Raw genomic sequence first — 13925 nt, 5'->3', positions numbered from 1 at the left:
CTTATGATTTCATAGTCACAATACGTTGTGGTAATGGTGCTGCATAGTTAGCATTGCCTAATGCCTCAACAATTTTTTGACGTGTATCCCAATATACATCCCAATAATCATCGCAAGTAGAATAAGGTAGTGCTAATAGCTCAACTCCATTCGCTCCCAAATTATTAACGGCCACTCTTGGTGCAGGGTCATTCATTACTTTTGAGTCATTTTTCATTACCTCTAGTACGATTTGTTTTGCCTTTTCGATATCGGTTCCATACTGGATGCCAAAAGGCATATCTACTCTTAAATTACCAATGGTGGTAAGGTTGGTGATTGTTCCTGAAGTAATAGAACCATTAGGAATGATTTCTGTTTTGTTTTGGAACGTTTCTAAGATGGTAACGAAAACCGAAATTTCCTTAACAAAACCTAATTTTCCTCCAGTTTCGATAAGATCTCCTACCTTAAAGGGTCGGAAAACTAATAACATTACTCCTGCAGCCATATGTCCTAATGAACCATTAAAAGCGCCACCAATAGCTAAACCAACAGCTGCTAGTAGGGCTGCAAAAGTCGCTGTTGGAATCCCAACGATTCCTGCAATAGAAATAAATAAAAGTACCTTTAGTAAGAAATTAACTAAAGTGACAAGGAAAGGTTTTAGTGTGTGATCTACATTACTTTTGTCAAACGCTTTTTTGATGGCCTTCATGATCATCTTTACAATCCAGAGACCAATAATTAGGGCTACAATTCCTCCAACAATTTTTAATCCATATTGACCTACACCTTCTTGTATAGAGTTAAAAAAACCTCCTAAAGAATCCATTATGGCACCTCCGGTCTCAGTTGTAGCAGATACTGCTGTATCCACTACTTTTTCTGTAGTTTGCATGATTTATGTTTTAAAGTGATTAAATAGTTATCACATAAATCTACTACTATACGAGGTATTTGCTTTTTATTTCGAAATTAGAAAAAAGAGTAAAATCGTCCAAATAATTAAAATATCGACGAAGTACTATTTACGTTCTGCAGTAAGTTGTGCAATCTTTACGATTACTTCTACAGCTTTGATCATACTTTCTACGGGAACATATTCATATCTTCCATGGAAATTATGACCACCAGCAAATATGTTAGGACAAGGTAATCCCATATAACTCAATTGCGATCCATCGGTTCCACCGCGGATTGGTTTTATAAGTGGTTTAATTCCCAATGCTTTCATAGCTTCTTCGGCAATATCTACAATATGCATTACAGGTTCCACCTTTTCCTTCATATTATAGTATTGATCTTTAATTTCCACATTGATAACATCTTTTCCATATTGCTTATTAAGCTCATCACCTAGTTTGGACATCATTTCTTTACGAGCTTCAAAATGCTCCTTATCATGATCTCTAATAATGTAATGTAATTTGGTTTCTTCTACTTCACCATTCATGGTATGAAGATGAAAGAATCCCTCACGACCACTGGTATGTTCTGGAGTTTCCAATCGAGGTAAAGAGTTAATAAAATCCTGAGCGATATACATACTATTAATCATTTTACCTTTAGCATACCCAGGATGTACTATTTTTCCTTTTATCGTAACTACGGCACCAGCTGCATTAAAATTCTCGTATTCTAATTCTCCAATTTGGCTACCATCCATTGTATATGCCCATTCTGCTCCAAATTTTTGTACATCAAATTTATGAGCTCCTCTTCCTATTTCTTCATCTGGCGTAAATCCAACACGAATCTTACCATGCTTGATTTCAGGATGTTGAATTAGGTATTCCATCGCAGATACTATTTCTGCAATACCAGCTTTATCATCAGCACCTAAAAGCGTAGTACCATCAGTGGTAATTAACGTTTGTCCTTTGTATAGTTTTAAATCTTCAAAATAATCTGGCGATAAAATAATTTCTTCATCCTTATTCAGTATAATATCTTTACCATCATAACTTTCAATAATCTGTGGATTTACATTCGCTCCAGTAAAATCAGGAGTAGTATCAAAATGTGAAATAAAACCAATAGTAGGTACTTCATGGTCTATATTAGAAGGTACTGTAGCCATGATATATGCATTTTCATCGATAGTTACATCCTCCAAACCAATAGATTTTAATTCTTCTACTAACTTATTGGCAAGATCCCATTGTTTCTCAGAGCTTGGAGTAGTATCACTGTTAGGATCACTTTCCGTATCTATAGTAACGTAACTTATAAATCTATCGATAATATGTTTTTTTGGAATCATAGCGAGGTGTGTTTTTACTTGAAGATTTCAAAAATACATATTCATATACTTTTATAAGAAGCTTTATAAAGTTATTTTTGCAGCCAAAACCATATTGGAATGTATAAAACACTAATTCGTCCAATTCTATTTCAATTCGATCCAGAAAAAGTACACTACTTTACTTTTAGTTTGATAAAATTCATTTCTCGACTTCCTTTCGTTTCTTCCTTAATTCGTTTTAGATATTTTGTAAAGGGCATTGGGTTACATAGAGAGGTTTTTGGATTAACATTTAAGAATCCAGTAGGATTAGCGGCTGGGTTCGATAAAAATGCTGTGTTGTATAATGAATTGGCTAATTTTGGTTTTGGTTTTATCGAGATAGGCACAGTTACTCCAAGAGGACAAGTTGGAAATCCTAAAAAGAGATTGTTTAGATTAAAGGAAGATAAAGGTATCATCAATCGAATGGGATTTAATAATGAAGGACTTGAAGCTGCTATCACTCAATTAAAGAAAAATCAAGGGAAGCTTATCATTGGAGGAAATATTGGTAAGAATACTGATACCGCTCCAGAAGATTATACGAAAGACTATTTGCAATGTTTTGAAGCTTTACATCCTTACGTAGATTATTTTGTTCTCAATGTAAGTTGCCCTAATGTAAGCAGTCATGCAAAATTAAACGATAAAGACTATTTAGTAGAATTGATTGAAGCGGTACAGGATAAAAATAAAACTTTTGATATTGAAAAGCCTATTGTATTAAAGATTGCTCCGGATTTAAACACAAATCAGTTAGATGAAATTGTAGAACTGGTCCAAGAAACAAAACTAGATGGTGTTATTGCAAGCAATACTTCTGTTTCTAGAGAAGGACTAAAAGCTTCTCAAACAAGACTAGAGGAAATAGGAAACGGAGGCCTTAGTGGACTTCCTATTAAAGATAAAAGTACTGCTGTAATCAAATATTTATCTGATAAAAGCAATAGATCATTTCCAATTATTGGAGTAGGAGGAATCCACACCGCTAACGATGCTATAGAAAAATTGGAGGCAGGCGCAAGCTTGGTGCAGATCTATACCGGTTTTATTTATGAAGGACCTAAATTGATAAGCGATATCAATAAAGCAGTAATAGCAAAAGGTTTATAGGTTAATTAATTATTTAAGAATAATTTTCTGAGTTTCTACTCTTCCAGCTTCAGTAAACAGGCGTACCAGATATATTCCGGAGTTTAGATTTGTTAAATCAAGGTTGATAGTATTGTTGCTATTTTTGAATTTGTAACTTCTAACTTGTCTACCGAGTACATTGAAGACTTCTATTTCTTTAATGTTTGATACTTTTCCAGCTAGTATAGAAATATTACCGTTACTTGGATTAGGAGAGATCTTTATTTCTTCTTTTTGGCTATTAAATTCCTCAACATTCAGTTGTTTTTGAGTGAAAACAATGGTTCCAATCCTTTCATTAATTAAAGGAGTACTAGAATGATCAACCAAAGAAATAGGTTCATGCGGATTAGTAGGACTATTATTTAAACTGTAACCATTTCCTTCTTCCGTGCCAGCATCATAAGTGAATAAGTCCATAGTAATTTCAGGAATCCATTGCCCACCGTTGTCTATTAATGATACACTATTTACAGCAATCATCCAATCAGGACTTGGAGCTAACATAGAAGCTAAACTTACTAATGGGTAATCGGAACTTACTGTAAGATCACTAATTGCAATTGTTCTCCCTGGTCCATTGAAAAACAAATCCGGACCTTCTATAAACTGATCAGCATTATTTGCATTGATAGCAGCATTTACTTCAGATTCGAAAATACTGAAACCTCCTGTTTCCGCGACTTGTTCAATTCCCGGAGTAGCCAAACCTCCCATTTCTAGAAAAGTAATGTTGGTGTTATGGGTTGCTACTACCAATTCTGTAAAGTGAGCACTACCAGGAAGTGTTCCGTGTGCTTCCCAGTTGCTAGTGAAAATAATATCGTAGGTAGCTGTAGTTTGTCCGAAAGTATGTAAACAAAATAATAGAAAAATAGTTTTGAGTATAAGCTTTTTCATTTGTGTGGTTATTGATTAGAGTAATTTGTGTTATATATTTTAAACAGTCGAATAGATAATTACCCTAATTGTTTGGAAGAATATATATTTTTGAACGGTCGTTTATTTTGTAAAAACCTTACACAGAGTTTATGAATTTTGAAATTCTTTACGCTTTTATCATCGCAACAGCAGCGTTATCTATATCTCCTGGGCCGGATAATATCTATGTTTTAATGCAAAGTATTGTGAATGGAAAAAAGTATGGACTTGCAACTGTAATAGGCTTAATGACAGGATGTTTGGTGCATACTACCTTAGTTGCTTTCGGAGTTTCTGTAATTATTAAACAAAGCGAAGTCTTATTTTTTACGATTAAACTGGCTGGAGCGATATACTTGTTTTTTTTAGCATATAAAGTTTGGAGAAGTAATGCAGCTATACAGTTTTCTGAAAAGAATGTAGAAAAGAAAAGTATAGGTCAATTGTTTAGACAAGGGTTTATCATGAATGTACTAAATCCTAAAGTTTCTATTTTCTTTTTGGCTTTTTTTCCTGGATTCTTGTTCAGTAATGAATTAAGTAATGTAATACAGTTTTATGTATTAGGGTTTCTGTTTATTCTGGTATCTTTTATTGTTTTCGGCGGAATTGCAGTTATGGCAGGTTATATTTCTACTTATATAAAAAAGAGTTCTAAAATTGGAGTGTTTTTAAAATGGATGCAGATTGTAGTTTTTATTGGAATTGGAATTTTTATATTGTTTTCAAAAAAGTAAAAAAAGGCTACTTTGATTTAAGTAACCTCTTAAAAAAAGCTTATTGAAGATCTTGATCAGAATCATCAACTTCAAGACAAACAAAGCTTCCTTGGTGGTAAGCCCATCTACCTGCATGCCCATTAGCTGTAATACATTCTGGTTGAATTATACCTCCTTTTAGTGTTGTTAATTTTTCTTTACTTAATTTTTGTACTCCCTCTACGTTTAAAATGTTTTTTAACATAATGTCTAATTTTTAAATTATTGATGGATCCCGATTTGGATCTTTACTAGTACATTCCAAAAAAACTAAAATGTTACTATCGCTTTTGCAATTTTTTTTAAAATTGAAATAATTCAGTTTGACGGAGAAGAGAATTTTATGCTGTTTTCTGAAAAATAATCATATTTTTATACTCTTAATTGAATTTCTTTTAGATAGAAGCTCTTAAATGACTGAAAAAGTAAAAATTATTGAATGTCCGCGAGACGCCATGCAAGGTATTAAGGACTTTATTCCCACAGATAAAAAAGTACAATACATACAATCTTTATTGCGATGTGGATTTGATACCATAGATTTTGGAAGTTTTGTTTCTCCAAAGGCAATTCCTCAAATGGTTGATACTGCAGAAGTGCTTTCTAAATTAGATCTTTCAACAACTGAAAGTAAATTGCTGGCTATTATAGCTAATGTACGAGGCGCAAAAGATGCGGTGCAGCATAAAGAAATTAATTATCTAGGATATCCTTTTTCTATATCAGAAAATTTTCAAATGCGTAACACGCATAAAACAATAGCGCAGTCAGTAGAAACATTACAAGAAATTCTTAATCTTGCGGATCAGGCTAACAAAAAAGTAGTAGCGTATTTGTCTATGGGTTTTGGAAATCCTTATGGAGATCCTTGGAGTGTCGAAATAGTAGGAGAGTGGACAGAGAAGTTAAATCATATGGGTGTAAAAATTTTATCGCTTTCTGATACTGTAGGAACCTCTAATCCAGAGACTATTGAGTATCTATATGCTAACTTAATTCCTAAGTATCCCGATATCGAGTTTGGAGCACATCTGCATACAACTCCTACAACTTGGTTCGAAAAAGTGGATGCTGCTTATAAATCTGGTTGTCGAAGATTTGACGGAGCAATTCAAGGATTTGGAGGATGTCCAATGGCAAAAGATGAGTTAACAGGAAATATGCCAACCGAAAGAATGTTGTCTTATTTTACAACAGCCAAAGCCGATACGAATATAAAAACAATGAGTTTTGAAGCTTCTCATAATGAAGCAACCAAGATATTTACTAAATACCATTAACTAACACACAGAAATGAAAAACATCTTAAAAAAACTAGGGCTAGCTTTAATTGTTATATTAGTAATTATTCAATTTATTCGTCCTGATAGAAATGAGTCTGGCTATGAATCTGTTGCTTATTTTGAAATTGAAACGAAACCCAGTTCAGAGATACAAGAGATTTTAAAGAGTAATTGCTACGATTGTCATAGTAACCAAACTATTTATCCTTGGTATGCTAACATTGCTCCTGTATCATATTGGTTAGCGAATCATGTAGATGAAGGAAAGGAACATTTCAATGTTTCAGAGTGGGAAACGTATTCAGCTAAAAAGAAGGATCATAAATTAGAAGAGTTGATAGAAGAAGTAGAGGAAGGTGAAATGCCTTTACCATCTTATACTTGGACTCATGGAAATTTAGAAGATCAAGAAAAAGAGTTGCTAATCAGTTGGGTTACAGCACTGCGAAAAAAATATAGTATAGATTAGTATTAGCTTTCAAAATACTATTAAAATTCCTGCCTAGTTTTACGAAATTGTTAAAACTTTAAATTTATTTAGATTTATTACAAATAAAGTTTGTAGAATATTTCTGTATGGATATATTTGCACCTCATTAACTATTTAAATTAAGTCTAAATAAAAAGCAATGAAAATAAAAAATATAGCTAAAGTAATAGGTATAACAGGAGCAGTCTTTTTAGTCTCTTGTTCTTCAGATGATGATAATACTCCGGTTGTTCAGGTAGAAGCACCAGCAACCTATGTTTTTGAACGTGATGGAGAGAGCACGGTAAGCTTTAGCGGACAAACTACTAGAATAGCAATGGCAGAAGCTATTATTGGTCAGTTTAAAAATACAGCTACTACTGAAGCAATCGTGGATGCAATGTTTGATCATCAAGAAAATGCGGATGATTTTGAAGATGCTACGCTAAATGCTTCTGATAAAAGTGTAAGAAATAAAACTGCGGCTTCTAGAGACTATTTTTCTTCCAATGCCACGGATGCAGCAGAAATAAAAGCTGATTTTGATTCATGGATTAAAGGACAAATTGATGAAGTTTTTCCGAATTGGGCAGTTATGGCAACTGAAGGAAATGCAGGTTTTTTACAAGAAGCTGGTGGAGGATCTGAGCGTTATGTAAATGCTAAAGGTTTAGAATATGATCAAGCTTTTACAAAAAGTTTGATAGGAGCATTAATGACAGATCAGGCATTAAATAATTATTTAGGTACTGCAGTTTTGGATGAGGCAGATAATATTGCTAATAATGATAATGGAGTAGTAGCTGATGGTCAAGTATATACTACTATGGAACATAAATGGGATGAAGCATATGGATATTTATACGGTGCTTCGGCAGATCCTGCAAATCCAAACCCAACTATTGGGGATGCGGATAGTTTTCTTAATAAGTATATAGGTAGAGTAGAAGGTGACCCTGATTTTGCAGGAATCGCAGCAGAGATTTATGATGCATTTAAATTAGGTAGAGCAGCTATTGTAGCTAAGAATTATACAGTTAGAGATGCGCAAGCAGCTATCGTAAAAGAAAAAGTTTCTGAGATTATAGGAATTAGAGCAGTATACTATTTACAGCAAGGTAAAAATGGTCTAGAAGCTGGAACAGTTGATTATGCAAGTGTTTTTCACGATTTATCTGAAGGGTTTGGTTTTATCTATAGCCTTCAGTTTACCCAAAATCCTGCTACTAATCAACCTTATTTTAGTAAAACAGAGGTTGAAGTATTGTTGAACCAATTAATGGGAGCAACTAATGGTTTATGGGATGTAACTCCAGCTACATTGGATACATTATCAGATACTATCGCTGCTAAATTTAGTTTTACAGTTGCTCAAGCAGGTAGTACGAACTAAACAATTCATAAATTATGAAAAAAAGAGGCGAAAGGTGAATAACATTTCGACCTCTTTTTTTACATTTGCACAGATTTATTAAGAATAAATAAAAATAAGATGAGGAAGTATTTGTTTTTGTCAGCGTTCGTGTTAACTCTTTTTGTAGTTGCCTGTTCGTCTAGTGATGATGAAGGAGGAACTGTTGATAATTTTGATAGAGAAGCGATGTTAGAAAATATAGCAGATAATATTATAGTTCCTGCATATCAAAATTTTTCCTCTGATATGACAGCACTAAAAACCGCTACATCAGATTTTGTAACTACTACAAACGAAGCTAATCTGGTATCTTTAAGAGAAGCTTGGTTAACAGCATACACTTCATGGCAATCGGTAAGCATGTATGAAATTGGAATGGCTGAAGCTATATCTTTCAGAAATTTTATGAATGTGTACCCAGTAAATACAGCTAATATCGAAAGTAATATCTCCTCTGGTTCTTATGATCTTTCTTCTATTAGTCAGCAGGATGAACAAGGATTTGGTGCTCTAGATTATTTAATAAATGGTGTTTCTGATTCGGATACTAATATCGTTGGAGTTTTTACCGATGCTACTGCAGGTGCTGATTATAAAGAATACCTTACCAATTTGGTAAATAGAATGGATGCATTAACATCTCAGGTGGTTACTGATTGGACTGCAAATTATAGAGATACTTTTGTGAATAATAGCGGATCTTCTGCTACTAGTTCGGTTGATAGAATTGTAAACGATTTTATTTTTCATTATGAAAAGCATTTAAGGGCTGGGAAAGTAGGTATTCCTGCAGGAGTATTTTCTGGATCTCCGCTAGAAGATCGAGTAGAAGGGTTTTATAAAGGAGATATTTCGAAAATGTTATTCAATGCTAATCTGGATGCGCTTCAGGACTTTTTTAATGGAGAGCATTTTACAAGTAGTACAACAGGACAAAGTCTTAAGACGTATTTAGATTTTCTTAATACCATTAAAGATGGAGAAGATTTAAGTACTTTGATCAATAATCAGTTTAACGTAGCAAGAACGACTGCTGCTAATTTAAATGATGATTTCTCTGAACAAGTAAGAACAAATAATAGTTTGATGCTTAATACCTACGATGAATTACAAAAGAATGTTGTACTGATCAAAGTAGATATGCTTCAGGCAATATCAGTGAATGTTGATTTTGTAGATGCCGATGGAGATTAAATATATCTTCAGTATTGTATGATACATCAACGAAACGAATATTTAAAAAAATATACGGAGGCTGCACCACTTGCAGTCTTTCGTATTTTTTTTGGGTTGATGATGTTGATCAGTATTATTCGTTTTTGGAGTTATGGATGGATAGATAAATTGTATATTAAGCCTAGTTTTTTCTTTTCATACTATGGATTGGATTTTATAAAGCCAATCGGTAATTATACATATCTTATTTTTGGTGTTTGTGCTATGGCTAGTATTTGTGTAATGCTAGGATATCAATATAGAGTAGCAATTATCACCTTTTTTCTAAGTTTTACTTATATAGAGTTGATGGATAAGACCACTTATCTAAATCACTATTATTTTATAAGCATTCTTAGTTTCTTACTTATTTTTTTGCCGGCAAATGCATACTATTCACTTGATGCTAAAATAAAAGGGAAGTCTTTTCAGAAAGTACCCGTTTGGACTATAGATGCCTTAAAATTACTGATAGGAATTGTGTATTTCTATGCAGGTTTGGCAAAACTCAATTCGGATTGGTTAGTACGTGCGATGCCTCTTAAAATTTGGCTTCCTTCTAAGTATGACATTCCTTTAATTGGAGATTTAATGCAGCAAGAATGGATGCATTATGTATTTAGTTATTCTGGTGCGATCTATGATCTTACTATTCCATTTCTTTTATTATTTAGAAAAACAAGGGTTGTAGCATTTGGTCTGGTTGTTATTTTTCATGTTTTAACCAGAGTACTTTTTCCGATAGGTATGTTCCCCTATATTATGATTGTTGGAGCTACCATTTTTTTTGGAGCACAAGTACACCATAGAATATTAGGTTGGATATCTAAAATAATAAGGATAAATAAAGACTATTTTGATAGTAATAGATCTCTAGTTTTTACTCAAAATAAGACCAAAATAATTACTAACGTACTAGGGTTGTTTTTTGTGATTCAATTACTTTTGCCGTTTCGATTTTTACTATATCCTGGAGAACTGTTTTGGACTGAAGAGGGGTATCGTTTTTCTTGGAGAGTAATGCTTATGGAAAAGGCAGGGTATGCTAATTTTAAAATTGTGAATGCTGAAACAGGCAAACGATTTTATGTGGATAATGATGATTTTTTAACCGCATTTCAGCAAAAACAAATGGCAACGCAGCCAGATTTTATTTTAGAGTATGCGCATTATCTAAAAACACATTTCGAAAAACAAGGGCACCAAAATGTGCAAATATTTGTAGAAAGTTACGTAGCGCTTAACGGTCGGTTAAGTACTCAATATATTGATCCTAATGTGGATCTGGGAAAACAAAAAGAGTCATTTAAACATAAAACATGGATTATTCCATTTAAGGATGAAATTAAAGGATTGTAAAGTAGTTGTCTTTTTTTTACTTATAACAACTATTGTGTCGGGGCAGTATAGTATTAAAGGGGTTGTAAAAAATCAAAATAACCAACCTGTTCAAGGTGCTGAGGTTTATAATAGATCCAATGGTGATCAAACAGTTACTAGAATAGATGGTAGTTTTGAACTTAATGATGTAGAACAAGGGGTTTGCTATCTATCTGTTTTTAGTTTTGATTATGAAATTTTAGAAAGACAGATTACCGTTTCTGATAATGTAGAAATTAGTCTCGTTTTACAGCCGTTAGGAGAAGAATTATCGGAAGTGGTAATTACACAACGTAGAGAAAAAGTTTTTGGACTTAAACAATTAAAACCAGTAGAAGGTACGGCTATTTATGCAGGTAAAAAAAGTGAGGTGGTTTTATTAAGTAATGTACAAGGTAATTTAGCCTCCAATAATACCAGACAGATTTATGCACAAGTAGCAGGGTTGAATATCTATGAAAATAGTGTTGGTGGATTACAGCTAAATATTGGTGGTAGAGGATTGGATCCTAATCGGACCTCTAATTTTAATACACGACAAAATGGATATGATATTAGTGCAGATGTATTAGGGTATCCAGAAAGTTACTACACACCTCCTGCTGAAGCTATTGAGGAAATACAGGTAGTGCGTGGAGCTGCTTCGCTTCAATATGGTACGCAGTTTGGCGGATTGTTAAATTTTAAAATGAAGAGACCAAATCCCAATAAAAAGATCGAATTGGTTTCTAGACAAACATTAGGTTCTTATAATTTATTTACTAGTTTCAATAGTTTAGGTGGTACCGTTGGAAAGTTTAGTTACTACACTTATTTTAATTACAAAAGAGGAGATGGTTTTAGACCTAATTCCGAATTTGATTCTAAAAATATTTATGCGCATTTGGGTTATCAATTTTCTGATAGAACCAAATTAATTGGTGAGTTTACATATTTAGATTATTTAGCGCAGCAACCTGGTGGTTTAACAGACACACAATTCAATATAGATCCTACGTTTAGTAATAGAACTAGAAATTGGTTTGATGTTAATTGGAAGTTATTTTCCTTAAAGTTAGAGCATCAATTTTCGGATAAGACGGATTTTAGTATTAATCTATTTGGATTAGATGCGTCTAGATCTGCTGTTGGTTTTAGAGGAATCCCAGGTAGTTTAAATACAAATCCTATAACAGACGTAGATGAAGTAGATGGAGCGGGTAATTTTGTAAACTCCAGAGATCTTATCGTAGATAATTTTCAGAATTGGGGAGCAGAAGCTAGATTGCTAACCAGATATATTTTATTGGATACAGAGTCCGTATTCTTGATAGGATCAAAGTATTATCAAGCTTTAAATGATTCTAGACAGGGATCGGGAGGACTTGGGTCAGGATCAGATTTTAATTTCCAAGATGAAACTTTTCCAGATTATCCAAATCAATCTTCTTTTGACTTTCCAAATTTAAATGCATCGGTTTTTGGAGAGAATATATTCAAATTGTCTGATAAATTTTCTGTTACGCCTGGATTTAGATTTGAATATATTAAAACAGAAAGTGAGGGAAGTTTTAACAATGTAATATTTGATAATGCTGGAAATCCAATTTCTAATACAGAAGAAACCGATAATAGAGATTTAGAAAGATCTTTTTTTCTTTTTGGAATAGGATCAAGTTATAAATTAAATAACTCTTTAGAAATATACGCCAATGTATCACAGAATTATAGGTCTATTACATTTAGTGATATTAGAGTGGTGAGTCCTACTTTTAGAGTAGACCCTAATATTGGAGATGAAGAAGGATTTACTGCTGATATTGGGTTTAGAGGTAGATTAAATAATATGTTATCCTATGATATAAGTGCTTTTGGGTTAGTGTATGATGATAGAATTGGTATTGTGTTTAATGATAGAGCAGAGCGTGTAAGAGGAAATATTGGAGATGCTTTTATTTATGGACTGGAGAGTTTTGTAGATTGGAATATTTGGAATACGTTCTCCGCAGATAATGAAAATTACAGATTGAGTTTGTTTGCTAATACTTCATTAACCACATCCAAGTATACAGCATCGGATCTTGCTGGAGTAGAAGGTAATAAAGTTGAGTTTATACCAGAAGTGAATCTTAAAACCGGATTGAAATTTGGTTACAAGAATTTTCTTTCTAGCCTTCAGTATACATACGTCTCCGAACAGTTTACAGATGTTTCTAACGCTTCTGCTGCCTTAGATGGAGATAGTAGAAATGGTATTATAGGAACAATACCAGCATATTCAATTTTAGACCTTTCGTTGTCATATACCTATAAAATGTTTAAACTAGAAACAGGTATTAATAATCTATTAGATGAAAGTTATTTTACACAAAGAGCTACTGGATATCCAGGACCAGGAATTATTCCTTCAGAGCCTTTAACTTGGTACACTACTTTGCAGTTTAAGTGGTAATTTATATAGTATTTAACTTTTGTTTACTTGTATAATTAACTTTTGTTCAATTAATTAATCCTAATTAAATCAATACATTTGCCCAAAACCAACAATATGAAGGAGTTCGAAGGATATGACAACATGATGGCAGAATATTACACTTCTGTGCCATCTCTTATTTTGCCACTTACGAGTTGGGAGTTTTATAGTGAGCACAATTGGTTTTTACAAAATTTTAAAAATGATCTTGACAATCTAAGCAAGATTACCAAGAAATGGGATTTCGAAAATGTATATCATAATGAATTAGTTCACAAAAAATCTGTGATTGTCATTACAAACCCAGAACTTAAAATAGTGTATGCTACTCGTAATATTGAGAAAATGAGTGGTTATACTCCGGAAGAAGTGATTGGAAATTCGCCTAAAATGTTTCAAGGGGAGCAAACTGATCATACCATTTCTAGAACTATTCGACAAGCAATAGACAACGAAGAATCCTTTGAGGTGTCTATTGTAAATTACAAAAAAGATAAATCTACTTATTTATGTCATATCAAAGGATATCCAGTACGAGATAAGAAAGGTAGGTTGATTAATTATATTGCTTTTGAGCAGGCTGCTTAATATTTCATTTTATTCGGCTTATGCAACCCTCACATTCTTACG

At 33.1% G+C, this 13925-nt stretch carries 13 protein-coding genes; 9 read left to right on the top strand and 4 right to left on the bottom strand.

Going from position 1 to position 13925, the window contains the following annotated elements:
- Nucleotide 1: 1 nt before the first annotated feature.
- A complete protein-coding gene (locus ABD077_RS23655) occupies nt 2-880 on the bottom strand; it encodes a mechanosensitive ion channel family protein (protein ID WP_343914681.1) in 879 nt (292 codons plus the stop codon).
- Nucleotides 881-1006: 126 nt separating this feature from the next.
- Complete coding sequence (gene pepT, locus ABD077_RS23650) at nt 1007-2245, bottom strand: peptidase T (protein WP_343914680.1); 1239 nt, start codon at nt 2243-2245, stop codon at nt 1007-1009.
- 99 nt (nt 2246-2344) lie between these two features.
- On the opposite strand from pepT, the gene ABD077_RS23645 reads away from it, so the two are divergent.
- Nucleotides 2345-3382, top strand: coding sequence for a quinone-dependent dihydroorotate dehydrogenase (locus ABD077_RS23645; protein WP_343914679.1), 1038 nt, complete (start codon nt 2345-2347; stop codon nt 3380-3382).
- A gap of 9 nt (nt 3383-3391) precedes the next feature.
- Here the strand turns inward: ABD077_RS23645 and ABD077_RS23640 are convergent, their stop codons facing one another.
- Nucleotides 3392-4303: a T9SS type A sorting domain-containing protein gene (locus ABD077_RS23640; RefSeq protein ID WP_343914678.1), complete on the bottom strand. Its 912-nt coding sequence runs from the start codon at nt 4301-4303 to the stop codon at nt 3392-3394.
- Nucleotides 4304-4434: 131 nt separating this feature from the next.
- Here ABD077_RS23640 and ABD077_RS23635 point away from each other — a divergent pair, with 131 nt between their 5' ends.
- Nucleotides 4435-5061, top strand: a complete 627-nt coding sequence (locus tag ABD077_RS23635) for a LysE family translocator (protein WP_343914677.1) — start codon at nt 4435-4437, stop codon at nt 5059-5061.
- Nucleotides 5062-5101: 40 nt separating this feature from the next.
- Here the strand turns inward: ABD077_RS23635 and ABD077_RS23630 are convergent, their stop codons facing one another.
- A complete protein-coding gene (locus ABD077_RS23630; RefSeq protein ID WP_343914676.1) occupies nt 5102-5287 on the bottom strand; it encodes a hypothetical protein in 186 nt (61 codons plus the stop codon).
- Nucleotides 5288-5495: 208 nt separating this feature from the next.
- Here ABD077_RS23630 and ABD077_RS23625 point away from each other — a divergent pair, with 208 nt between their 5' ends.
- The 7 genes from ABD077_RS23625 (at nt 5496) to ABD077_RS23595 (ending at nt 13883) form a co-directional block, all read left to right on the top strand.
- Nucleotides 5496-6362, top strand: coding sequence for a hydroxymethylglutaryl-CoA lyase (locus ABD077_RS23625; RefSeq protein ID WP_343914675.1), 867 nt, complete (start codon nt 5496-5498; stop codon nt 6360-6362).
- Between the two features lie 13 nt (nt 6363-6375).
- Nucleotides 6376-6834: a heme-binding domain-containing protein gene (locus tag ABD077_RS23620; RefSeq protein WP_343914674.1), complete on the top strand. Its 459-nt coding sequence runs from the start codon at nt 6376-6378 to the stop codon at nt 6832-6834.
- Nucleotides 6835-6994: 160 nt separating this feature from the next.
- On the top strand, nt 6995-8227 hold the full coding sequence (locus ABD077_RS23615) for a DUF4856 domain-containing protein (RefSeq protein ID WP_343914673.1): 1233 nt from the start codon (nt 6995-6997) through the stop codon (nt 8225-8227).
- Between the two features lie 99 nt (nt 8228-8326).
- Entirely contained in the window at nt 8327-9442 is a 1116-nt protein-coding gene (locus ABD077_RS23610; protein WP_343914672.1) for an imelysin family protein, read from the top strand.
- 18 nt (nt 9443-9460) lie between these two features.
- Complete coding sequence (locus ABD077_RS23605; RefSeq protein ID WP_343914671.1) at nt 9461-10822, top strand: HTTM domain-containing protein; 1362 nt, start codon at nt 9461-9463, stop codon at nt 10820-10822.
- Nucleotides 10803-13274, top strand: coding sequence for a TonB-dependent receptor domain-containing protein (locus tag ABD077_RS23600; RefSeq protein ID WP_343914670.1), 2472 nt, complete (start codon nt 10803-10805; stop codon nt 13272-13274). The genes ABD077_RS23605 and ABD077_RS23600 overlap by 20 nt, the downstream gene beginning before the upstream one ends.
- A gap of 96 nt (nt 13275-13370) precedes the next feature.
- On the top strand, nt 13371-13883 hold the full coding sequence (locus ABD077_RS23595; protein ID WP_343914669.1) for a PAS domain-containing protein: 513 nt from the start codon (nt 13371-13373) through the stop codon (nt 13881-13883).
- The last annotated feature ends 42 nt before the right edge of the window (nt 13884-13925 follow it).

Source organism: Aquimarina litoralis (assembly GCF_039523995.1).
GTDB lineage: Bacteria > Bacteroidota > Bacteroidia > Flavobacteriales > Flavobacteriaceae > Aquimarina > Aquimarina litoralis.
The sequence above is the reverse complement of the archived record's forward strand: the minus strand, read 5'-3'. Positions and strand labels throughout refer to the sequence as shown.